We start from the raw sequence: 22290 nt of genomic DNA on the forward strand, positions 1-22290 counted from the left end.
CTCCTGTGTCCTGACTTCCTGGTGCTGAGGCTCTCGAGGCGACCCCGTGAGGTCCGTTCCCTTCGAGAGCCTCAGGGAACGAGGAATGACTAACGGCGACCCTTGACGATCTTCTCCTGGACGACGTCTTCTTCAGCGATCGCCTCGAACTGCTCCGAGCCCACCGAGGCGAGCGGCTTGCCCTCGCCCGTCTGGAACTCGAGCTTGAATGCGTCGACGGATGCCTCGAGCTCGGCGACGATCTCGTCGGAGAGCTTGTTCGTCTCGCGCAGCGAGTTCAGCACCTCGCTGTTCCGGGCGAGGTAGTCGTGCAGCTCGCTTTCGAAACGCAGGATGTCTTCCACCGGAACCTCGTCGAGCTTGCCCTTGGTACCGGCCCAGATCGAGACGACCTGCTTCTCGACCGACATCGGCGAGTACTGGGGCTGCTTGAGGAGCTCGGTGAGGCGGGCGCCGCGGGCGAGCTGACGGCGGCTGGCCGCGTCGAGGTCGGACGCGAACATCGCGAACGCCTCGAGCGAGCGGTACTGCGCGAGCTCGAGCTTCAGCGTGCCCGAGACCGTCTTGATCGACTTGACCTGGGCGTCGCCGCCGACTCGGGAGACCGAGATGCCGACGTCGACCGCCGGGCGCTGGTTCGAGTTGAACAGGTCGGACTGGAGGAAGATCTGGCCGTCGGTGATCGAGATCACGTTGGTGGGAATGTACGCCGAGACGTCGTTCGCCTTGGTCTCGATGATCGGCAGACCAGTCATCGAACCGGCGCCGAGCTCGTCGGAGAGCTTCGCGCAACGCTCGAGCAGACGCGAGTGCAGGTAGAAGACGTCACCGGGGTATGCCTCGCGTCCCGGCGGGCGGCGCAGAAGCAGGGATACGGCGCGGTAGGCCTCGGCCTGCTTCGACAGGTCGTCGAAGATGATGAGCACGTGCTTGGAGTCGTACATCCAGTGCTGGCCGATGGCCGAGCCGGTGTACGGCGCGAGGTACTTGAAGCCGGCCGGGTCCGAAGCGGGAGCGGCGACGATCGTCGTGTACTCCATGGCGCCGGCGTCTTCGAGTGCGCCCTTCACGCCCGCGATCGTCGAGCCCTTCTGGCCGATCGCGACATAGATGCAGCGCACCTGCTTGTTGACGTCGCCCGACTCCCAGTTGGCCTTCTGGTTGATGATCGTGTCGATCGCGATGGCCGTCTTGCCGGTCTGGCGGTCGCCGATGATGAGCTGACGCTGGCCGCGGCCCACGGGGATCATGGCGTCGATGGCCTTGATGCCAGTCTGCAGCGGCTCGTGCACCGACTTGCGCTGCATGACGCCCGGCGCCTGCAGCTCGAGGGCACGACGGCCCTCGATGCCGGTGATCTCGCCGAGACCGTCGATCGGGTTGCCGAGCGGGTCGACGACACGGCCGAGGTACCCCTCGCCGACGGGGACGGAGAGGACCTCGCCCGTGCGGGTCACCTCCATGCCCTCTTCGATGCCGGTGAACTCGCCGAGCACGACGACGCCGATCTCGTCTTCGTCGAGGTTCTGCGCGAGGCCGAGCGTGCCGTCGGCGAAGCGGATGAGCTCATTCGCCATCACCGAGGGCAGGCCCTCGACGTGCGCGATGCCGTCGGCTGCGTCGGTCACGTACCCGACCTCGGTCTTCTGCGTCTGGCCGGGTTCGTACGACGAGACGAACTCCGAGAGAGCCGAACGGATCTCTTCGGGGCTGATGGTGAGTTCTGCCATTGTCTTTTCCCTTTTCTGTACCGGTTGTACAGCTACTGGTGTGTCGCGGCGCGGACGCCGGTCGTATCAACCGGCGTCAGCCGGCAAGCTTCTGCCGCAGCGAACTGAGGCGGGAGGCGACGCTGCCGTCGATGACGTCGTCGCCGATCTGCACGCGGACCCCGCCGAGCACGGCGGGATCGACGATGATGTCGAAGCGGACACGGCGGCCCGACTGAACCGCGAGGCCCTGCTCGAGCCGGCCCAGCTGGGCGGCGCTGAGCTGGACCGCGGTCGTGACCGTCGCGATGTCGAAACCGCGCTGGTCGGCGACGACGGATGCGCCGTGGCGGAGCAGTTCGCCGATGCGGCGGCCGCGGGGCTGCTGCACGAGATGCGCCACGATCGCGACCGTCTGCGGCGATGCCTTGCCGATGAGGAGGCGATCGACGATCTTCGTCTTGGCCGCGGGATCGCCGAGCTTCGAACCGAGCGCGAGCTCGAGTTCTGCATCGGTGGCGACGGCACGTTCGAACGCGAACAACTCGGCGTCGATCTCGACGCCGTCGGGAGCCGAATCCGCGGCGACGCGGATTCCGAGCTCTTCGATGCCGGCGAGGAAGTCGTCTCCGGAGGACCATCGGTGCGACGCCGCGCTCACCAGGAGCGAAGCGGCCTCGGCCGGGATGCGAGAGCCGAAGATCGTCTCGACGAGCGCACGCTTCTGTGCAGCGTCGGCCTCGGGGTCGATGAGTGCCGTGCGCAGATGCGCGGACTCCCCGATCACCCGGCCGGCGGCGAGAAGCGCCTCGGCGACCGGGAGCTCTGCGCGACCGAGCTCGGCCAGCGCAGCCCGCGATGCGTCGAGAGCTCCTCTTGTAGCGCTACCCATGGACTACTTCTTCCCTCCGGCGGCGGCCTCTGAGGCCTCCAGGTCGGCGAGGAACCGGTCGACGACCGCAGTCGCCTTCGCGTCGTCGGAGAGCGACTCCCCGATGACACCCGATGCGAGGTCGATGGCGAGCGTGCCCACCTCGGAGCGCAGCGAGACGAGAGCCGACTGGCGCTCGGCCTCGATCTGCGCCTGTGCGCTCGCGGTGACGCGTGCGGCCTCGACGGTCGCGGTGTCTTTCGCCTCGGCGACGATCTTCTTGCCGTCGTCGCGAGCGGTCTCACGGATGCGACCGGCCTCGGTGCGCGCGTCGGCGAGCTGGGCGGTGTACTCCTCGAGAGCCGCCTCGGCCTTGCGCTGCGCCTCGTCGGCCTTCGCAATGTTGCCCTCGATCGCCTCGCCGCGCTCGTCGAGCAGCTTCTGCACGCGCGGCAGCACGTACTTCCAGAAGAAGATGAGGATGATGACGAAGCAGACCGACGACCAGATGATGTCGTACAACTCCGGAACGACCGGGCTGTGGGTCTCGCCACCCTCGGTTGCAGCGCTCAGTACTGCATGAAGCACGTTGGCCTCCTCAGTTGGGGCGAGTGGATCAGACGAAGATGAAGTAGGTCGCGATGCCGATGAAGGCGAGCGCCTCGGTGAAGGCGATACCGATCCACATCAGCACCTGGAGGCGGCCGGCGAGCTCGGGCTGGCGAGCGACGCCCTCGATCGTCTTGCCGACGACGATGCCGACGCCGATGGCCGGGCCGATTGCCGCGAGGCCGTAGCCGACCGTCGCGATGTTGCCGTTGATCTCAGCGAGAACGGTGGTTGCGTCCACGTTGGGTTTCCTTTCCTAGGGAATGTTCTGGGCGGATGCCCGGGTTCAGTGCTCTTCCGCCACCGCGAGCTGGATGTAGACCGCGGTGAGGAGTGCGAAGACGTAGGCCTGCAGGACGGCGACGAGGATCTCGAACAGCGTGAAGGCGAAGCCGAAGGCCAGCGTTCCGACACCGAGGAGAGTCCACCATCCGCTCATCTGCACGACGAAGAACTGGGTCGCGGCGAAGAAGAGCACGAGCAGGAGGTGCCCGACGATCATGTTCATCATGAGTCGGAGCGTGAGGGTGATCGGGCGGATCACGAATGTCGAGATGAGCTCGATCGGCGTGACGATGATGTAGACGGGCCACGGAACACCGGAGGGGAAGAGGGAGTTCTTGAAGAAGTTCTTGGGGCTCTTCTTGACGCCCGCGTAGATGAAGGTCACGTAGGCGACAATCGCGAGCACGAGCGGCACGCCGATGACCGATGTGCCGGCGATGTTCAGGAACGGGATCACACCCGTCAGGTTCATGAAGAGCACCATGAAGAACATCGTCGTGAGGATCGGCAGGAACCGCTTGCCGTCTTTCTTGCCGAGCAGGTCGTCGGCGATGTTCACCCGCACGACATCGAGACCCATCTCGACGAGGCTCTGGAACCGGCCGGGCACGACGCGCATGCGCCGGGTGCCGAGCCAGAACACGAGGAGCAGGGCTGCGACCGCGACGAAGCGGACGAGCATGATGCGGTTGATCTCGAAGGGGGTGCCTTCGAAGAACAGCGCTCCGGGGAAGAATTCGTCGATCGACGGCCCGTGGAAGCCACCATCATCGGTTGACATCGGAACCAGCAGGTTCAGAGCGTTAGCTAACAGCGCTTTCTCCTGTTTCGGGGCGTGGAGCTCGGCTCTCGCGGCGACGAACATGGACCGCGGTCGACCCGTGCGTGAGCAGGGCAGAACCGTGGGGGGATCCCCATTACTCTAGCAATACTTCGGGCTGCGGCCGAATCGCCGAGGGCGACTCAGTCATCGCTCGGCGCCTTCGGCAACTCGACGTCGCTCACGTACGGCAACCGCGACTTCGTGACGACCAGCACGTCGACGACGAGCGAGGCGATGACGCCCGCGACGAGGCTGAGGAAGAGCACCGTGGTGTTCAGCCAGGCCGCCTCGCGGAGCACCACGACGAGCACGATGAAGACGATGAACTTCAGGATCCATCCGCCGAGCACGATGCCGAAGAACGCGCCCACGAAGAGATCGCTCGAGGCGAATCGGTTGGCGGCGAGGATGCTCGCCGCCGTGATGCCCATGAAGATGACGGCCATGAGCGTGCCGATCAGCGCGCCGAGGAGGCCCGGCACGCCGGCGAACACGAGACCGAGCACGGCGCTGACCACGAGGATCACCCCGGCGAGCAGTGCCCCCCACGCGAGCGCCTTGCGCAGCACGGGGTTCGAGGTCGGGGTGCGGTCGGGTTCAGCTCGTGCGTCGCTCATCGTGCTCCAGTTCGGGGTCGCCCGATTCTACCGGGCGGCCCTGAACGAGCACCGGGCTCGCGGATGCCTCGGCGCCCTCGAGCTCGTCGGCACCGAGCGCCGCGTCATCCGTCTCGGGAATCTCGGCCTCAGCGGCCACCGTCAGCCGCTTGCGACGGCCGAGCGGGGCGAGCGTGATCGCCGCGCACACGAGGAATCCGATGCCGATCAGCGCGAGTGCCCATGCCGAATCGATGCCGAAGTAGACGGGGAAGACATAGGTCAGCAGGCAACCGATCGAGGCGACCGCTGTCCATCCGTAGAAGATCAGCACCGCGTTCAAGTGTGAGTGCCCCATGTCGAGCAGTCGGTGGTGCAGGTGCTTGCGGTCGGCGGCGAACGGCGACTTGCCCGCGCGGAGCCGGCGCACGACGGCGAGTGCGAAGTCGAGGAGTGGGATGACGAGCACCGCGAACGGCAGCAGGATCGGGATGAACGCCGCGAACAGCTGGTCGAAGCCGACCCCGGTCGGGTTGAGCTGCCCGGTGACCGCGATCGCGGAGGTGGCCATGAGCAGGCCGATGAGCAGCGCCCCGGCATCGCCCATGAAGAGCTTGGCGGGGTGCCAGTTCAGCGGCAGGAACCCCGCGCACGCGCCGACGAGCACGATCGCGATGAGCGACGCGAGGTTGAAGTAGTTCAGCGGCGACGTCTGCTGCACCAGCAGGTAGGTGTAGAGGAAGAACACGCCGTTCGCGATGAGCGTGACGCCGGCGACGAGACCATCGAGACCGTCGATGAAGTTCACGGCGTTCATCACGAGCACGATGACGAACACGGTGAGTACGGCACTCATCCACGACGATCCGACGGTGATGCCGCCGATCGGCAGCGAGTAGATGGTCACGCCCTGCCACGCGATCAGGCCCGCGGCGATGAACTGTCCGGCGAGCTTGGTGGTCCAGTCGAGGTCCCAGATGTCGTCGGCGACTCCGATCAGCACGATGAGCAATGCGGCGCCGAGGATCGCGATGATCTGGCCCGGGTTCTGGAAGACGATCGAGATCACCGAGAACCGCGCGGAGCCGAGCGTCGAGATGAAGGCCGCGGCGCAGATCGCGACGACGATGCCGACGAACATCGCGACGCCGCCGAGACGCGGGGTGGGCCGCGTGTGCACATCGCGCTCGCGGATCTTCGGGTAGAGCCGGTACTTCAGGCTCAGCTTCCAGACGAGGATGGAGCCGCCGAAGGTGACGAGCGCCGTCAGCAGGGCGAGTGCGAGGAACAGGGTCATGAGGCGGCGGTGTCCGTTTCGTCGGCTGATGCCGTGGCAACGTCGGTCGGGCCACCGCCGGAAGCAGGTTCGGCGACGCCGAGGTCGAGGTCCACTGCCGACTCGGACTCGAGTCCGGGCTCCGGCCCTGGCTCTGGCTCCGGCCCTGGCTCGGGCTCGGGCTCGAGCAGCTCCTCCCCCACGACTGCGGCGATGCGTTCGCGGGTGATCACTCCCGCACGTGCGATGCGGAGGCGCCCGCCCTCGCGGGTCAGCCCCGTCGCGTCGACGATCGTCGACGAGGTATCGCCCGCGCGTTCGCCGACGGGTTCGTACGACTGCCCGGCGGCGCCGCCGTCGAGGTACACGGTGACCGCATCGCCCAGCATCTCCGCGGCATCCGCTGCCGTCGTCGCCGACGGCCGGCCCGACAGGTTCGCGGATGAGACTGCGAGCGGCCCCGTCTCGGCCAGCAGTTCGAGGGCGACCGGGTTCGCGGGCATGCGGAGGGCCACGGTGCCGCGGGTCTCGCCGAGATCCCATTGCAGCGACGGTTGCGCGTGCAGGATGACGGTGAGCCCGCCCGGCCAGAATTCGTCGACGAGCGCTCGCACGGCCTCTGGTACCTCGCTCGCGAGCGCGTCGAGCGTCGGGATGCCCGAGATCAGCACGGGCGGCGGTGAGGTGCGCGCGCGACCCTTGGCTTCGAGCAGGCGGGCGACGGCCTTCGCGTCGAACGCGTCGGCGGCCACGCCGTAGACCGTGTCGGTCGGGAGGACGACGAGTTCGCCGCGTCCGATGGCGCCGCGAGCGAGACGCATACCGGTGAGGAGCTCTGAGTCGACCGAGCAGTCGTAGATGGCAGTCATGACCTGCCGATTCTAGACCAGCGGGTCGGGCGCGACGTCGGCGAACAGCGGATGCCGCGGTGCGCTCCGGCACCGCGGCATCCTGTTCAGCACCCTCGTCAGCGACGGCCCGCCTTGCGGCGGAACAGCCAACCGCCCCAGACGACCGACACGAGGAGGATGCCGACGCACCAGCCGAGCGCCCACCAGACGGTGTCGCCGACCGACGTGTCCATCAGGAATCCGCGGATGGTCTCGATGATCGGGGTGATCGGCTGGTACTCGGCGATCCATTGCAGCCACTCGGGCATCGTCTCGACCGGCACGAAGGCGCTCGAAAGGTACGGCAGGAACAGCAGGATGAAGCCGAACCCGCTCGCCGCCTCGGGGCTCGATGCCGCGAGTCCGATCGCCGCGAAGAGGTAGGTGATCGCAAGGATGTAGAGCGCCACCAGGCCGAATGCGGCGAGCCACTCGAGCGGCGTCGCCACTGGGCGGAATCCCACGAGGAGGGCGACGACGATGACGACACCGGTTGCCACGAGGTTGCGCACGAGGCTCGCGACCACGTGACCGGTGAGCACCGCGCCGCTGCGCAGCGGCATCGTGCGGAACCGATCGATGATGCCGGTGGTCATGTCTCGCGAGACCGAGATCGCGGTCGACGAGGCACCGAAGCCGGCGCACAGCAGGATGATGCCAGGCACGACGTAGTCGACGTAGCCGCCCGAGGGGTCGATGGCGTTGCCGAAGATGAAGGTGAACATCAGCATCAGCATCGTCGGCAGCATGATCGCCATGATCATGGCCTCGATGTCGCGCACGGAATGGCGGAAGCTGCGGGCGATGAACGTCGATTCAGCGGTGAACGCGCCGAGCGGCGCGCGAGCCGGCGCACCGGCGACACGGTCGGAGCGGTCGGTGCGGGCGGGAAGAGTGTTGGTCGTCATGGCGGTCACTTCGATTCGATGAGTTCGGGGGCGGATGCCGCAGCGCCGGCGGTGATCGCGAGGAACACGTCGTCGAGACTCGGACGGCGGATGGAGACCTGTGCACCGTCGACCGCGGCCGCCGGAGAACGGTCGAGCTCGTCGATGGCCGAGCGGAGGCCGTGCACACTGCCATCGGTCGGCAGTTCGACGAGCAGGGTGCCGTCGGCTCCGCGGAGCTCGACGACGTCGCCGCCGATACGGGCCTTCAGTTCGTCGGCGGTGCCCTCGGCGGCGACGCGGCCACGGTCGAGCACGGCGATGCGGTCGGCGAGCCGGTCGGCCTCCTCGAGGTACTGCGTAGTGAGGAAGACGGTCGTTCCCGCGTCGGCGAGCGCGCGGATGACGTTCCAGAGCTCCTGACGACTCCTGGTGTCGAGTCCCGTGGTCGGCTCGTCGAGGAACAGGATCGGCACGTCGACGACGAGGCTGAGCGCGAGGTCGAGGCGGCGGCGCATGCCGCCGGAGTACGTGCCGACACGTCGGCGCGAGGCATCCGTCAACTCGAAGCGCTCGAGCAGCTGCGCCGCCCGATCGCGTGCCTGCTGACGTCCCAGGCCCGAGAGCCGGCCCATCATCACGAGGTTCTCCGTGCCGGTCAGCACCTCGTCGACCGCCGCGGACTGGCCCGTGAGGGCGATGCGCTCCTTCATTTCGGTCGGCGCCGTCGCGACGTCGATACCGCCGACCCGTGCGATGCCGGCATCGGGCTTCACGAGCGTCGTGAGGATGTTGATGGTCGTCGTCTTGCCGGCGCCGTTCGGGCCGAGCAGGGCGAACACCGTGCCAGTGGGCACGCTGAGGTCGAGTCCCGCGAGCACGTCGGTCTTGCCGAAGCGCTTACGCAGCCCACGTGCGTCGATCGCGAGGGTCATGGCGTTCTCCATTCCGTAGTCGCTTGCACCTGTGAATATGAGTACGGCGCAAACTGTTTATGTGGTGCACTGTTGTTTAACATATACACAGTTCTAGACTGTCGTCAACACCATCTCGAGAACGGAACCCCAGTGAGCCCTGAGCGAAGCGATCCCGAACTCCCTCGGGCGGTGGCGCTCGCCTGGGGTGTCGCGGCGAACCCCCAGCGCGGCCCCAAGCGCGAACTCTCGATCGAGCGCATCGTCGATGCAGCCATCGAGATCGCCGACGCCGAGGGCCTCTCCGCCGTCTCGATGAGCCGAGTCGCGGCGTCGCTCGGCTTCACGACGATGTCGCTCTACCGCTATGTCACGAGCAAAGACGACCTGATCCTGCTCATGCAGGAGGGTGCCGTCGTTCCTCCGGTACCAGACGAGACGCTCGAGCGCGGGTGGCGCGACGGCATCACCGCCTGGGTGCTTGCGATGCGTGCCGCCTACCGTGAGCACCCGTGGATCGTCGACATCCCGGTCTCAGGCGCTCCGATCACGCCGAACAGCCTGCTCATCGTCGACTGGTTCCTGCGCGAAGTCCGAACCCTCCCCCTGAGCGACGGTGAGAAGATGTCGACGCTGCTCCTGCTCACGAGCTATGCACGAGCCACGGGCGCGCAGGAGCGAGACCTCGGTCGGGCAGCCGCCGCCGCCGACCCGGCGGATGTCAGTGGTGCGAACTTCTTCGAGGCCCTCACCGAACTCGTGACGCCCGAGCGATTCCCCTATCTGAACCCGCTCCTCATCGCGGGTGGCTACGTCGCCGAACCCGGAGCAGACCCCGGAAACACCGACGAAGACTTCTCCTTCGGGCTGGAGCGAATCCTCGACGGCATCGAGTACCACGTCGCACGTATGGAGGCGGGTGCCGTCGCCCGCCCCGAAGAACCGCTTCCGGCATCGCTCGCGCTCCCTCGCGACCCGCGCGTGCGCGACGCCGCCAGGGCACGGCGCGATGCGGAGAAGGCCCTCCGCGAGGCGCAGAAGCGCGAACGCGAGGCGATCAAGCACGCACTCGAACGTGAGAAGAACGCGCACGAACGCGAGAAGAACGCCCGCGAGAAGGCCGAGCGCGCCAAGTAGTCCGGACAGCTCGATGCTCAGCGAACGGCGGTGGTCGCCCGGTCTCGGGTCGTGAGATCGCGGTGGTGCGCGATCGCCCGCCATCCGTCGGCTGCCAGGATCGCGGCGATCTCGGCCGACTGCGTCTCACCGTGCTCGATCACGAGCACCCCTCCGGGCCGCAGCAGCAGGAGTGCGCGCTGCGAGAGCACCCGCACGACATCGAGGCCGTCGGCGCCGCCGTAGAGGGCGCGTTCGGGGTCGTAGAGCCGCACCTCGGGATCGCGCGGCACCTCGCTCAGCGGAACATACGGCGGATTCGAGACGACGACGGCCACGCGGCCGTCGAGTTCGTGCAGCACATCCGCGAGGTCGCCGAAGACGAGCTCGAGGTTCGGAGCGCCGACTGCTTCGACGTTGCGCCTCGTCCAGACGAACGCCTCGGACGAGTTCTCGACCGCCCATACCCGCGCATGCGGAACCTCCGTCGCGAGGGCGAGCGCGATGGCACCGCTGCCGGTGCCGAGGTCGATGCCGATCGGTTCGGGCTCCGCCGCCGAGATGAGCGCGTCGATCGCCAGCTGAGCGACCTGCTCGGTCTCGGGCCTCGGCACGAACACGCCGGGGCCGACCTCGAGCTCGAGACCGCGGAATGCGGCACGACCCGTGACGTGCTGCAGCGGTTCACGGCGTGCACGACGCACGACGAGGTCGGCCAGCGCCGCGGCATCCGACTCGCTCATCTCTGCGCCCACGACCATTCGCGCCTGCACGCCGCCGCGCGAGAGACCGAGCACGTGCCCGATCAGCAGCTCGGCATCGACCTCGGCGTCGCGCACTCCCACCGACGCGAGCGCCGCCACCGTCTCATCTCGGACCTCGCGCAAGGATCGCGCTCGCGCGCCGGGGGTCGTCGTATCCACGCAAAGGAATGTAACGCACTCGCCTCCACCCCGGCCGAACCCTAGGCTGGAGCCGTCGTTCAATCCCGAATCCGAGAGGCATCCTCATGGCGCAGATCTACGAGAACATCACTGAGGTCGTCGGTCGTACCCCGCTCGTGCGCCTGAACCGGCTCACCGAGGGCGCGGGCGCCACGGTGCTGGCCAAGCTCGAGTTCTACAACCCTGCGGCGAGTGTGAAGGACCGCATCGGCGTGGCCATCGTCGACGCCGCCGAGGAGTCCGGCGACCTCGCTCCCGGCGGCACCATCGTCGAGGCGACGAGCGGCAACACCGGCATCGCGCTCGCCCTCGTCGGCGCGGCCCGCGGTTACCGCGTCGTGCTCGCCATGCCCGAGACGATGAGCATCGAACGTCGCGTTCTGCTGCGCGCCTACGGCGCCGAGATCGTGCTCACCCCCGGCGCTGAGGGCATGAAGGGCGCCGTCGCCAAGGCCGACGAGATCGTCGAGGCGACCCCGGGCGCGATCCTCGCCCGCCAGTTCGAGAACGAGGCGAACCCCGCGATCCACTACGCGACGACCGGCCCCGAGATCTGGGCCGACACCGACGGCGGCGTCGACATTCTCGTGTCCGGCATCGGCACGGGCGGCACCATCACGGGCGCCGGCCGCTTCCTCAAAGAGCACAAGCCCGGCGTGCAGGTCATCGCCGTCGAGCCGGCCGACTCCCCCATCCTCACGAAGGGCACGCCCGGCCCGCACAAGATCCAGGGCCTCGGCGCGAACTTCGTGCCCGACGTGCTCGACCGCGAGGTCTACGACGAGGTCATCGACGTCGCCACGAGCGACGCCATCGCGACGGCACGACAGCTCGCGACCGACGAGGCGATCCTCGGCGGCATCTCGTCGGGCGCGGCGGTCTGGGCGGCACTCGAGGTCGCACGACGCCCCGAGAACGACGGCAAGACCATCGTCGTGGTCGTACCCGACTTCGGTGAGCGCTACGTCTCGACGGTGCTCTACGAAGATCTCCGCGACTGAGCGGGCGAGCCGGCAGCAGGCCGCCGGCTCGATCGACCCGGCGGCCGGGCCGGGCGGCAACTGAACGTCGCGCGGGCTGATCGACGCGGCGCCTGATTGACTATGGGCGTGAGCATCTTTCGATCACTCCGCGAAGACATCGCGACCGCGCGCGCCCATGATCCGGCCTCCCGCGGCAACGCCGAGGTGTTCCTCGCGTATTCAGGGCTGCACGCGATCTGGGGCTACCGCCTCAGTCATGCCCTCTGGCGCGCCGGCATCAGGCTTCCGGCACGGTTGCTCTCGCAACTGCTCAGATTTCTGACCGGAGTCGAGATCCACCCCGGCGCAACCATCGGGCGGCGTTTCTTCATCGATCACGGCATGGGCATCGTCATCGGCGAGACCGCGGTCGTCGGCGATGACGTGATGCTCTATCACGGGGTCACATTGGGCGGAAAATCGGCACGCGGCGCCCGACGCGGGACGAAGCGGCATCCAACCCTCGACGACGGCGTGACCGTCGGCGCCGGCGCGAAAGTGCTCGGCGACATCACGATCGGCGCCTGGAGCACGATCGGAGCGAACGCGGTCGTCACGAAGGATGCACCGGCGCATTCGCTCGTCGTCGGCATCCCGGCGACGTTCAAGCCGCTGACGCACGAGACCGCCGACGCCGCACGCGGCATCCACGACTGGCACATCTGACGCCGGTCTGCTGCTTGGCAGAACACTCCCGTTCACCCATGCGTTCGACCTGAGAAACCGCCGACCGGCGCTGCTCGGGTTCGAACAGCAGATGCCCCGGACACGAGTGGTCCGAGGCATCCGCTCGCTGTGCGTCGCCGCTTACTGGTCGCCCAGGTGGGCCAGTCGCGCCTCTTCGTCCGCCTGGATGGCAGACTCGATGATCGGGTCGAGCGCGCCGTTCATGACGTGGTCGAGGTTGTACGCCTTGTACCCGGTGCGGTGATCGGCGATGCGATTCTCGGGGAAGTTGTAGGTGCGGATGCGCTCCGACCGGTCCATGGAGCGGATCTGCGATTTGCGGGCATCGGATGCCGCGGCCGCGATCTCCTCTTGCTGGCGGGCGAGGATTCGCGCACGGAGCACGCGCATCGCCGCCTCGCGGTTCTGCAGCTGCGACTTCTCGTTCTGCATCGAGACGACGATTCCGGTCGGAAGGTGGGTGATGCGCACCGCCGAGTCGGTCGTGTTGACCGACTGACCGCCCGGGCCCGATGAACGGTAGACGTCGATCTTCAGGTCGTTCTGGTTGATGTCGACCTCTTCGGGCTCGTCGACCTCGGGGAAGACGAGCACGCCCGTCGTGGAGGTGTGGATGCGCCCCTGCGTCTCGGTGACCGGCACGCGCTGCACGCGATGCACGCCGCCCTCGTACTTGAGGTGCGCCCAGACGCCCTGCGACGGATCGGTCGCGTTCGACTTGATCGCCACCTGCACGTCTTTGTAGCCGCCGAGATCGGACTCGTTCTGGTCGAGCAGCTCGACCTTCCAGCCCTTGGACTGCGCGTACTGGATGTACATGCGCAGCAGATCGGCTGCGAAGAGGGCGCTCTCGGCGCCCCCCTCGCCACCCTTGATCTCCATGATCACGTCACGGCCGTCGTCGGGGTCGCGCGGGATCAGGAGCCGCCGGAGGCGCTCTTGCGCAGTGGCGAGCCCCTCTTCGAGCGCGGGCACCTCTTCGGCGAACGCCTCGTCTTCTTTCGCGAGCTCACGCGCCGCGGCGAGGTCGTCTTGAGCCTCGAGCCACGCCGAGTGCGCGGCGACGATGCGGCTCAGCTCGGCGTAACGCCGGTTGACCTTCTTCGCGCGCGCAGCGTCGGCATGGAGCGCCGGGTCGGCGAGCTCCTCTTGGAGCTGCGCATGCTCGGCGAGCAGGCTCTGGACGGACTCGAACACGGAAGCCTCAGCGGTGGTCGGTCTCGTGCCCGTGCGCGTTGCCGTGTCCGGGAGCGACCGGCATCGACTTCTGCATGAGCATGAGGAACTCGACGTTCGACTGCGTCTCTTTCAACCGACCGAGCACGGCTTCGAGGGCCTGCTGCTGCTCGAGACCCGCGAGGGCACGACGCAGCTTCCAGGTGATCTTCACCTCGTCGGGCGAGAGGAGCATCTCTTCGCGGCGCGTGGATGACGCGTTGACGTCGACCGCGGGGAAGATCCGCTTGTCGGCGAGCTGACGCGACAGGCGCAGTTCGGAGTTGCCGGTGCCCTTGAACTCCTCGAAGATCACCTCGTCCATCTTCGAGCCGGTCTCCACGAGCGCGGTCGCGAGAATGGTGAGCGAACCGCCGTTCTCGATGTTGCGCGCCGCGCCGAAGAATCGCTTCGGCGGGTAGAGCGCCGAAGCGTCGACGCCGCCGGAGAGAATACGACCGGATGCCGGTGCGGCGAGGTTGTACGCACGACCGAGTCGAGTGATCGAGTCGAGCAGCACGACGACGTCGTGGCCGAGTTCGACGAGACGCTTCGCACGCTCGATGGCGAGTTCGGCGACCGTCGTGTGGTCTTCGGCCGGGCGGTCGAAGGTCGAGGCGATGACCTCGCCCTTCACCGTGCGCTGCATGTCGGTGACCTCTTCGGGGCGCTCGTCGACGAGCACGACCATGAGGTGGACCTCGGGGTTGTTGATCGAGATGGCGTTCGCGATCTGCTGCAGCACGATCGTCTTGCCGGCCTTCGGCGGAGCGACGATGAGACCGCGCTGACCCTTGCCGATCGGTGCGACGAGGTCGATGATGCGCTGCGTGAGCTTGGTGGGCTCGGTCTCGAGCCGCAGACGGTCTTGTGGGTACAACGGCGTGAGGTCGTGGAACTCGACGCGCGCAGCAGCCTCATCGGCGGTCTGGCCGTTGATCGAATCGACCTTCACGAGCGCGTTGTACTTCTGGCGGCTGTTCGAGTCGCTGTCGCGCGGCTGCTTGATGGCACCGACGACCGCGTCGCCCTTGCGCAGGTTGTACTTCTTCACCTGGCCGAGCGAGACGTAGACGTCGCTCGGGCCGGGCAGGTAGCCCGTGGTGCGCACGAACGCGTAGTTGTCGAGCACATCGAGGATGCCCGCGATGGGGATCAGCACGTCGTCGTCGAGGATCTCGGGCTCGAGCTCGTCACCGGCGCCCTGGCCGCGGCGCTTGCGATCGCGGTACCGGTTGCGACGCCCGCCCTCGCCGTCGAGCTGGGCCTGCGCGTCGCGCGCCTGGTTGTCGCGAGTCTGGTTGTCGCGACCTCGGCCGCCCTCGTTCTGCTGCTTGGCCTTGTCGTCATCGCCGCCCTGGCGCGGCTCGCCGGACTTTGCGCCCTGCTCCTCGCCTTTGCGGCCCTGCTGCTCGCCGTTCTGGCGGTCGCCGTTCGAACGCTCGCCGTTCGAACGCTCGCCGTTCTGACGGCCCGACTGGCGCTCGCCCTGCTTCTGCTCGCCTTGCTTCTGCTCGCCCTTCTGGGCGTCGTCGCCGCGGTCGGCACGCTCGCCGCCACGTCGGCCGCGGTTCCGGCTGCGCCCCTGGCGGGGCTCTTCGGTAGCGGTGGCATCACCATCGCCGTCGCCCGACTGGGCGCCGCGGGCACCCTCGCCGGTCGCGGCGGCGAGTTCTTCTCGCACCGCGGCGCGAGCTGCTTCGCGAGCGTCGTCGGTCTCGGGCACGAGGCCGGCGCCGGTGTCGCCGTTGTTCACGTGCTGCACCGCCGCAGTGGTCGCGCTCGTGGCCCGACGGGGCTGGCGTCGCTGCCGGGCGGGGGCCGCGACGACCGGGGTGGTCGAGGCCGCGTCGGCCGCGACATCCGGTGCCGCGATCTCGTCGGCTGCAGCAGCGTCGCGCTCGGGGCGCGTCACGGGGGCCGCGGGTGCCTCGGGCAGATCGAGCTCGATGCGAGGGGTCGCCTCAGGCACGGCCGTAGGTTCGTCGGACGAGGTGTCGCCGAGCGATGCCTCGTGGCCGAGGGAAGCTCCTTGGCCGAGCGATGCCTCTTGATGGGCCTGGATCAGCTCGACGAGCTCACCCTTTCGGCGCTTCGAACCGCCGGCGAGGCCGAGGGACGCGGCGAGCTCTTGGAGCTCGGCGACCTTCAGCGCGGACAGGCGGGCGGTGTTGGCCACGCGGTCGGCGTGGTCGATTCCGTTGGTCACTGGGTATGTTCCTTTCCCCTGACGCAGGAGTTGCGGATACAGGAGAGCTGGTCGCTTGCACGAGCGATGTCGGTGCGCACGAAGGCGCAGACGTGCGCGAGAGCGAAAGCAATAATTTGCCGGGAATTGCACGAGCGAGCGGTGACGCGAACAATGCGTCGCCTGCCGGGTGCGTGTTCAGTCTACCATCACCGAACCGGTGATTCCGACACACGACGCAGCTGTGGAAAGCGGATGCCGCGCTGCTCTCCCTGCGCAATTCAGGTCGGGAGCGGCGCGGCGCGGCGCTGACCCGGCGTGTCGGCGCTGCGACACACCTCCCGACCTGAATTGCTGCGCCCCGTGGGGGCCGCCGTCGTGCGCTCTCAGGTCTTCCGGGCGGCGTCACCTTGGGGCTGCCGCCGTTCGCGGCGGTCGTGAACGCTACGCGTTGAGAACCGTCGCACCCTTGAAGTCCACGGCGAGCGGCAGCGCCTGCCAGGCAGTGTCGGCGGACGCCTCGACCAGCGCGATCGCCGCGGCACGCTCGCTCGGATCGCTCGCGAGCACGAGGATCGACGGGCCCGCGCCCGAGACGACGGCAGGATGCCCCGCCTCGCGCAGCACCCTGATGAGTCGATCGGTCTCGGGCATCGCCTTCGCGCGGTAGTGCTGGTGCAGCTTGTCTTCGGTGGCCTGAAAGAGCAGCTCGGGGCTCTGGATGAGCGCCGCGATGAGCAGCGCCGACCGCGAAACGTTGAAGACCGCGTCTTCGTGGGGCACCGACTCGGGCTGCAGCGAGCGTGCGAGTGCCGTCGACATCTCGTGTTCGGGCACGAGCACGAGCGGCGAAACGCCGCGATGCACGATGAGCTTCTTGTGGCGCGGTCCATCGGGCGTGACCCAGGCGATCGTCAGCCCGCCGAAGAGCGCCGGCGCCACGTTGTCGGGATGCCCTTCGAGCTCGGTCGCGAGATCGAGCAGTTCGTCGGCCGTGAACTCGACGACCCCCTCGAGCAGTCCCTTGGCCGCGATGACCCCCGCGACGATCGCGGCGCCGGACGAACCGAGGCCGCGGCCGTGCGGGATGCTGTTGTGCGCCACGAGCTTCAGCGGCGGCAACGCAACCCCGGCGCGCGAGAAGGCGTGGGCGATGGCGCGCACGACGAGGTGCGACGCATCGAGCGGCACCTCTCCCTCGCCGACGCCGTGCACCTCGATCTCGAGCCGCGGGCCGTCGTGCCCCGTCGACTCGGTCGGCACCGACACCTCGAGATCGTCGTAGCGTGCGAGCGCCAGCCCCAGCGTGTCGAAGCCGGGGCCGAGGTTGGCCGACGTCGCCGGCACCTTCACGAGCACGCGGCGACCGGCGAGCGACGGCGAGACGCCGGCGTCCGTCGCGACGGCGGCGCTCGTCATGACGAGAGTCCGAGCACCGAGGCGATCTGCACGGTGTCGACCGGCACGATGACGGGCTGCACGTCTGAGCCGTCGGCCGTACGAAGGGCCCACTGGGGGTCTTTCAGGCCGTGCCCGGTGACCGTGAGCACGACGCGCGCGCCCGCGGGCACGACGCCGGCGGCCGAGCGCTCGAGGAGCCCGGCGACCGAGATCGCCGATGCGGGCTCGACGAAGATGCCGACCTCGGCGGAGAGGATGCGCTGGGCCTCGAGGATCTTGTCGTCGTCGATCGCGCCGAAGTATCCGTCGGACTCGTCGCGCGCCTGCAGGGCGAGCTCCCACGAGGCGGGGTTGCCGATGCGGATCGCGCTCGCGATGGTGTCGGGGTCTTTCACGGGCTCGCCGCGCACGATGGGCGCCGAACCCGAGGCCTGGAACCCGAACATGCGCGGCAGTCGGGTCGCATTGCCTGCGGCGATGTCTTCGCGGTAGCCGCGCGTGTATGCGGTGTAGTTGCCGGCGTTGCCGACGGGGATGAAGTGGAAGTCGGGCGCGTCGCCGAGCACCTCGACGACCTCGAATGCCGCGGTCTTCTGCCCCTCGATGCGGTCGTTGTTGACCGAGTTGACGAGGTGCACCGGGTAGTTGTCGGCGAGATCGCGTGCGATGTCGAGGCACTCGTCGAAGTTGCCCTGCACTTGGATGAGCCGGGCGTTGTGCGCGATCGCCTGGCTCAGCTTGCCCATCGCGATCTTGCCTTCTGGCACGAGTACCGCGGCCGTGATGCCGGCATGCGTGGCGTAGGCGGCGGCCGATGCCGAGGTGTTGCCGGTCGATGCACAGATGACGACCTTCGCGCCGCGCTCGACGGCCTTCGTGACCGCCATCGTCATGCCGCGGTCTTTGAACGAGCCCGTGGGGTTCATCCCCTCGAACTTCACCCAGACGTCAGCGCCCGTGCGGGCCGAGAGTGCCGGCGCGGGAAGCAGCGGCGTGCCGCCTTCGCCGAGAGTGACGACCGGGGTGGAGTCGGTGACGTCGAGCCGGTCGGCGTATTCGCGGATGACTCCGCGCCACTGGCGCGAATCGGCCTTCGGGGAGATGGGGTTGTTCACTTACGTTCCTTCGACTCGGAGGACGGACGCGACGGATGCGACGACGGGGCTCTGGGCGAGGGCGACGACGGTTTCGGCGAGCGCGGACTCCTTCGCCTCGTGCGTCCCGATGACCAGCGTAGCTCGCTCGGAGCCCTCGCTGACGGTCTGCTGCAACTGCTCGACGGAGACGCCGTGCTCGGCGAAGGTGCGCGCGATCTGCTCGAGCACGCCCGGCTCGTCGGCGACCTCGAGCGTGATGGCGTAGCGGGTCGTGATGCGCCCGATGTCGAGCACCGGCAGCTCGGCGTGCGTCGACTCGGCGGTACCGGGGCCGCCGATCACGTGCCGGCGGGCGATGGCGACGAGGTCGCCGAGCACGGCGGAGGCGGTTTGCACTCCCCCAGCACCGGCACCGTAGAACATGAGCGGCCCGGCAGCGGATGCCTCGACGAACACGGCGTTGTTCGCCCCGTGCACCGCGGCGAGCGGATGGCTGCGCGGCACGAGGGCCGGGTACACCCGGGCGGAGACGCCCTCTTCGCCTGTCTCGGCGTCGGTGAGGCGCTCGCAGATCGCGAGGAGCTTCACGACGTAGCCGGCCCGGCGCGCCGAGTCGACCTGCTCGGCCGAGATGCCCGTGATGCCCTCGCGGTGCACGGCCTCGACGGGCACGCTCGTGTGGAAGGCGAGGCTCGCGAGGATCGAAGCCTTCTGCGCAGCGTCGTAGCCGCCGATGTCGGCGGTCGGGTCGGCTTCGGCGTAGCCGAGCTCGGTCGCAGTCGCGAGCGCGTCTTCGAGCGAGGCACCGGTTTGGTCCATGCGATCGAGGATGAAGTTCGTCGTGCCGTTCACGATGCCGAGGATGCGCTCGACGCGGTCGCCGGCGAGGCTGTCGCGAAGCGGCCGGATGATCGGGATGGCCCCGGCGACGGCCGCTTCGTACGAGAGCTGCGCACCCACCTGCTCGGCGGCGGCGAAGAGCTCTGGGCCGTGATTGGCCAGCAGCGCCTTGTTGCCGGTCACGACGTCGGCGCCCGAGGCGATCGCCTGCAGCACGAACGTGCGGGCCGGCTCGATGCCACCCATGAGCTCGATGACGATGTCGGAACCGAGGATGAGTGCATCGGCGTCGGTCGTGAGCAGCTCGCGCGGCAGTTCGGCATCGCGCTCGGCCTCGACGTCGCGCACGGCGATGCCGACGAGCTCGATGCGGGCGCCGATGCGCTGGGCGAGCTCATCGGAGTGCTCGAGCAGCAGGCGCGCCACTTGCGAACCGACCGAGCCAGCGCCGAGCAGGCCCACTCGGATGGAGCGGTACTCGATCATGCCGGGTTCCCTTCGGTGGTGCGGTCGTCGAGGGCACGGCCGTCGAAGGGCCGGTCGTCGGATGCATCGAGCCCCGCGTCACGGGCGAGCAGCTGCTCTTCGGTCTCACCGTGCACGATGACCCGCGCGAGCCCGTCACGCACGGCGATGACCGGCGGCCGGGGCACGTGGTTGTAGTTGGAGGCGAGCGACCAGCAGTATGCGCCGGTCGCCGGCACGGCGAGCAGGTCGCCCGGGGCGACGTCGCCGGGCAGGTATTCGGCGTCGACGACGATGTCGCCCGACTCGCAATGCTTTCCCGCGACGCGCACGAGTGCGGGTGCCGCGTCGGAGGCTCGTGAAGCGATGCGCGCCGAGTAGTCGGCACCGTAGAGCGCAGTGCGGACGTTGTCGCTCATGCCGCCGTCGACCGACACGTACTGGCGCACGCCGCCCTCGATCGGCACGGGCTTGACGGTGCCAACGGTGTAGATCGTGACGCCGGCGGGGCCGATGATCGAGCGGCCGGGCTCGAAGGCGAGCTTCGGCACGGGCACGTCGTGCTCGCGGCATCCGTTCGCGACCGCGCGCACGATGCCCACGGCGATCTCCTCGATCGGCGCCGGCTCATCGACGGAAGTGTAGGCGATGCCGAACCCGCCGCCGAGGTTCAGCTCGGGCACCGGTGCGACCCGAGAGAGCTCGGCGTGCGCGGCGAGCAGGCGCTCGGCCGACTCGGCGAAGCCCGCCGAATCGAAGATCTGCGAACCGATGTGGCAGTGCAGCCCGAGGAAGTCGAGCGAGGCGTGCGAGCGGATGCGAGCGCCGAGCTCGGCCGCACGGTCGAGGGAGACGCCGAACTTCTGGTCTTCGTGTGCCGTTGCGAGGAACTCGTGCGTCGAGGCGTGCACCCCGCTGTTGACGCGGAGCCGCACCCGCTGCACCCGGCCGGCGCGAGCCGCGGCATCCGCGACCCGTTCGATCTCGATCTCGCTGTCGATGACGATCGCACCGACGCCCGCCGTGACCGCGCGTTCGATCTCGGCGATCGACTTGTTGTTGCCGTGGAAGCCGAGACGTGCCGGGTCGGCGCCTGCGGCGAGTGCGACCGCGAGTTCGCCGCCGGTGCACACATCGACCGCGAGGCCCTCGTCGGTGACCCAGCGCACGATCGCACCCGAGAGGAACGCCTTGCCGGCGTAATAGACCGTCACAGTCGTGCCGATGGATGCCGCGGCGTCGTCGAAGGCCCGTCTGATGCGCGCTGCGCGAGCCCTCGCGTCGGCTTCGTCGACGACGTAGAGCGGCGTGCCGAACTCGGCGGCGAGCGACGCGGCATCGCGGCCCGCGATGACGAGCCCGCCGCCCTCGTCGCGAACGGCGTTCGACGGCCAGACCAACGGCGCGAGCGCATTGGCGTCGGCGGGCACACTGAGCCAGCCGGGAACGGGTGCGGTGGATACCACGGGGAAACCTCACGGGACGGAGACGACGGCACGGACCGCTCGCGGCGAGCGAACCCGGATCGGTTCCTGAAGCCTGCAGTGCGCGCCGACCTTGTGGGTCGGCGTATCGCGAGTCTACCGAGGCTCGTATGCCGGGCCGAATCGGAGACGCCGGTGCTAGCCGCAGCTGCCGGTCTGCTCGAGGCTCTCGGCGTCGAGGGTGAGCCCGTCGGCCTGGAGCCCGATGACCGCGGTACCCGGCATCACCGTGATCGACTCCAGTTGCACACCGGCCGGCAGCCGGTCGGCGACGCACACCTCGAGTGGGTCGCCGCCGAGCAGGCGATCGATCACGCCCGAGACATCGATCGACGCGCCTCCGGCACCGACCTCGACCCCCGCAGGTTCGAGGAGCACCGAGTCGCCGGCCGCGATCGGCGTCGCCGTGATCTGGTAGCTGATCGGCACCCCGAAGAGCTCGAGCTCGCCCTCATATCCGACGGTGCCGTCGCCGAGGGTGAACCCGGCTTGGATGCCGGCGACGGAGACCAGCCGGTTGACCGACTCCTGATCGGCGCTGATGGTCGCCGTCAGGTGTCGCACCGGCGACTCGAAGTCCAGCGGCAGTCCCTCGGCGAGGACCGAGACGTCGATGGGCGCGCCGTCGACGTCCAGTTGCGGCGCCTCGAGCTCGACGCGCTCCATCGTGCCCGTCAGGTATTGGGCGATGACCGAGAACCCGCCGATCGTCACGTCGACGTCGCCCTCGACGCCGTCGGGCAGATTCGACTCGATCTCTTCGGCGACCCGCTGCTCGGCGAGGCTCCGGGCGATGACGTCGGCGATGAGGAACACCGCGATGAGTACCACCAGCACCGCGACCACGACGATCCATGCGCGGGCCGTACGACCGAGCGGGCGTCGGGTGCGCGTGACGGGCCCTCCGAGCGTCGCGGCACCGCTCGAATCGCGGTCGTCGCCGTTGCTGGCCATCTGCGCCTCCGGTTCGG

General features: G+C 68.5%; 21 protein-coding genes. 3 read left to right on the plus strand and 18 right to left on the minus strand.

All coding sequences use genetic code 11. The features are described 5' to 3' along the window. Positions 1 to 89: 89 nt before the first annotated feature. The 10 genes from atpA to AC1C2R_RS01195 all read right to left on the minus strand — a co-directional run bounded on the left by atpA (position 90) and on the right by AC1C2R_RS01195 (position 8881). On the minus strand, positions 90 to 1730 hold the full coding sequence (atpA, locus tag AC1C2R_RS01150; RefSeq protein ID WP_495350701.1) for a F0F1 ATP synthase subunit alpha: 1641 nt from the start codon (positions 1728 to 1730) through the stop codon (positions 90 to 92). A gap of 76 nt (positions 1731 to 1806) precedes the next feature. Further along, positions 1807 to 2601 (minus strand): F0F1 ATP synthase subunit delta, encoded by a 795-nt coding sequence (locus tag AC1C2R_RS01155; RefSeq protein ID WP_495378655.1) that lies wholly within the window; start codon positions 2599 to 2601, stop codon positions 1807 to 1809. Positions 2602 to 2604: 3 nt separating this feature from the next. Continuing rightward, positions 2605 to 3168 (minus strand): F0F1 ATP synthase subunit B, encoded by a 564-nt coding sequence (locus tag AC1C2R_RS01160; protein WP_495350703.1) that lies wholly within the window; start codon positions 3166 to 3168, stop codon positions 2605 to 2607. 28 nt (positions 3169 to 3196) lie between these two features. After that, positions 3197 to 3430, minus strand: a complete 234-nt coding sequence (gene atpE, locus AC1C2R_RS01165) for an ATP synthase F0 subunit C (protein WP_022888426.1) — start codon at positions 3428 to 3430, stop codon at positions 3197 to 3199. A gap of 45 nt (positions 3431 to 3475) precedes the next feature. Continuing rightward, complete coding sequence (atpB, locus tag AC1C2R_RS01170) at positions 3476 to 4255, minus strand: F0F1 ATP synthase subunit A (protein WP_495350704.1); 780 nt, start codon at positions 4253 to 4255, stop codon at positions 3476 to 3478. A gap of 182 nt (positions 4256 to 4437) precedes the next feature. Further along, positions 4438 to 4914, minus strand: coding sequence for a Cg1360 family ATP-synthase-associated protein (locus tag AC1C2R_RS01175; RefSeq protein ID WP_495350705.1), 477 nt, complete (start codon positions 4912 to 4914; stop codon positions 4438 to 4440). Further along, positions 4895 to 6190 carry an MraY family glycosyltransferase gene (locus AC1C2R_RS01180; protein ID WP_495350706.1) on the minus strand — a complete coding sequence of 432 codons (1296 nt, stop codon included), beginning with the start codon at positions 6188 to 6190 and terminating at the stop codon, positions 4895 to 4897. Before AC1C2R_RS01180 ends, AC1C2R_RS01175 begins: the two co-directional genes overlap by 20 nt. After that, entirely contained in the window at positions 6187 to 7038 is an 852-nt protein-coding gene (locus tag AC1C2R_RS01185) for an L-threonylcarbamoyladenylate synthase (protein WP_495378656.1), read from the minus strand. Before AC1C2R_RS01185 ends, AC1C2R_RS01180 begins: the two co-directional genes overlap by 4 nt. Positions 7039 to 7136: 98 nt before the next feature. Next, a complete protein-coding gene (locus tag AC1C2R_RS01190) occupies positions 7137 to 7967 on the minus strand; it encodes an ABC transporter permease (RefSeq protein ID WP_495378657.1) in 831 nt (276 codons plus the stop codon). Positions 7968 to 7972: 5 nt separating this feature from the next. Beyond that, on the minus strand, positions 7973 to 8881 hold the full coding sequence (locus tag AC1C2R_RS01195; RefSeq protein WP_495378658.1) for an ATP-binding cassette domain-containing protein: 909 nt from the start codon (positions 8879 to 8881) through the stop codon (positions 7973 to 7975). Between the two features lie 132 nt (positions 8882 to 9013). Between AC1C2R_RS01195 and AC1C2R_RS01200 the strand changes: the two genes are divergently transcribed. Further along, positions 9014 to 9997, plus strand: coding sequence for a TetR/AcrR family transcriptional regulator (locus AC1C2R_RS01200; protein ID WP_495350710.1), 984 nt, complete (start codon positions 9014 to 9016; stop codon positions 9995 to 9997). A 17-nt stretch (positions 9998 to 10014) separates the two neighbouring features. Here the strand turns inward: AC1C2R_RS01200 and prmC are convergent, their stop codons facing one another. After that, positions 10015 to 10899, minus strand: coding sequence for a peptide chain release factor N(5)-glutamine methyltransferase (prmC, locus tag AC1C2R_RS01205; RefSeq protein ID WP_495378659.1), 885 nt, complete (start codon positions 10897 to 10899; stop codon positions 10015 to 10017). 86 nt (positions 10900 to 10985) lie between these two features. On the opposite strand from prmC, the gene cysK reads away from it, so the two are divergent. Together cysK and epsC are read left to right on the plus strand one after the other, a co-directional pair. Next, positions 10986 to 11921, plus strand: coding sequence for a cysteine synthase A (gene cysK / locus AC1C2R_RS01210; protein WP_495378660.1), 936 nt, complete (start codon positions 10986 to 10988; stop codon positions 11919 to 11921). A 108-nt stretch (positions 11922 to 12029) separates the two neighbouring features. After that, positions 12030 to 12608, plus strand: a complete 579-nt coding sequence (epsC, locus tag AC1C2R_RS01215; RefSeq protein ID WP_495350713.1) for a serine O-acetyltransferase EpsC — start codon at positions 12030 to 12032, stop codon at positions 12606 to 12608. A 141-nt stretch (positions 12609 to 12749) separates the two neighbouring features. Here epsC and prfA read toward each other — a convergent pair whose 3' ends face one another. From prfA to AC1C2R_RS01250, 7 genes are all read right to left on the minus strand, one after another. Further along, a complete protein-coding gene (gene prfA / locus AC1C2R_RS01220) occupies positions 12750 to 13826 on the minus strand; it encodes a peptide chain release factor 1 (protein ID WP_495350714.1) in 1077 nt (358 codons plus the stop codon). 7 nt (positions 13827 to 13833) lie between these two features. Next, the gene (rho, locus tag AC1C2R_RS01225) at positions 13834 to 16053 is read right to left on the minus strand and encodes a transcription termination factor Rho (protein WP_495378661.1); all 2220 of its coding nucleotides are present in this window, start codon (positions 16051 to 16053) and stop codon (positions 13834 to 13836) included. A gap of 423 nt (positions 16054 to 16476) precedes the next feature. After that, positions 16477 to 17451 carry a homoserine kinase gene (thrB, locus tag AC1C2R_RS01230; RefSeq protein ID WP_495378662.1) on the minus strand — a complete coding sequence of 325 codons (975 nt, stop codon included), beginning with the start codon at positions 17449 to 17451 and terminating at the stop codon, positions 16477 to 16479. Then, positions 17448 to 18548, minus strand: coding sequence for a threonine synthase (gene thrC / locus AC1C2R_RS01235; protein WP_495350717.1), 1101 nt, complete (start codon positions 18546 to 18548; stop codon positions 17448 to 17450). The genes thrB and thrC overlap by 4 nt, the downstream gene beginning before the upstream one ends. Next, positions 18549 to 19856 carry a homoserine dehydrogenase gene (locus tag AC1C2R_RS01240; RefSeq protein ID WP_495378663.1) on the minus strand — a complete coding sequence of 436 codons (1308 nt, stop codon included), beginning with the start codon at positions 19854 to 19856 and terminating at the stop codon, positions 18549 to 18551. Continuing rightward, entirely contained in the window at positions 19853 to 21301 is a 1449-nt protein-coding gene (gene lysA, locus AC1C2R_RS01245) for a diaminopimelate decarboxylase (protein WP_495378664.1), read from the minus strand. The genes AC1C2R_RS01240 and lysA overlap by 4 nt, the downstream gene beginning before the upstream one ends. A gap of 156 nt (positions 21302 to 21457) precedes the next feature. Continuing rightward, the gene (locus AC1C2R_RS01250) at positions 21458 to 22273 is read right to left on the minus strand and encodes an LmeA family phospholipid-binding protein (RefSeq protein ID WP_495378665.1); all 816 of its coding nucleotides are present in this window, start codon (positions 22271 to 22273) and stop codon (positions 21458 to 21460) included. Between the last annotated feature and the right edge of the window lie 17 nt (positions 22274 to 22290).

This window comes from Agromyces sp. Y182 (assembly GCF_059445385.1).

Coding starts and splice junctions, on each gene's coding strand:
- AC1C2R_RS01180 (WP_495350706.1), bottom strand. CDS start 6,190: ATGACCCTGTTCCTCGCACTCGCCCTGCTGACGGCGCTCGTCACCTTC.
- cysK (WP_495378660.1), top strand. CDS start 10,986: ATGGCGCAGATCTACGAGAACATCACTGAGGTCGTCGGTCGTACCCCG.
- AC1C2R_RS01250 (WP_495378665.1), bottom strand. CDS start 22,273: ATGGCCAGCAACGGCGACGACCGCGATTCGAGCGGTGCCGCGACGCTC.
- AC1C2R_RS01195 (WP_495378658.1), bottom strand. CDS start 8,881: ATGACCCTCGCGATCGACGCACGTGGGCTGCGTAAGCGCTTCGGCAAG.
- AC1C2R_RS01155 (WP_495378655.1), bottom strand. CDS start 2,601: ATGGGTAGCGCTACAAGAGGAGCTCTCGACGCATCGCGGGCTGCGCTG.
- AC1C2R_RS01175 (WP_495350705.1), bottom strand. CDS start 4,914: ATGAGCGACGCACGAGCTGAACCCGACCGCACCCCGACCTCGAACCCC.
- AC1C2R_RS01190 (WP_495378657.1), bottom strand. CDS start 7,967: ATGACGACCAACACTCTTCCCGCCCGCACCGACCGCTCCGACCGTGTC.
- atpB (WP_495350704.1), bottom strand. CDS start 4,255: ATGTCAACCGATGATGGTGGCTTCCACGGGCCGTCGATCGACGAATTC.
- thrB (WP_495378662.1), bottom strand. CDS start 17,451: ATGACGAGCGCCGCCGTCGCGACGGACGCCGGCGTCTCGCCGTCGCTC.
- atpA (WP_495350701.1), bottom strand. CDS start 1,730: ATGGCAGAACTCACCATCAGCCCCGAAGAGATCCGTTCGGCTCTCTCG.
- AC1C2R_RS01240 (WP_495378663.1), bottom strand. CDS start 19,856: ATGATCGAGTACCGCTCCATCCGAGTGGGCCTGCTCGGCGCTGGCTCG.
- AC1C2R_RS01185 (WP_495378656.1), bottom strand. CDS start 7,038: ATGACTGCCATCTACGACTGCTCGGTCGACTCAGAGCTCCTCACCGGT.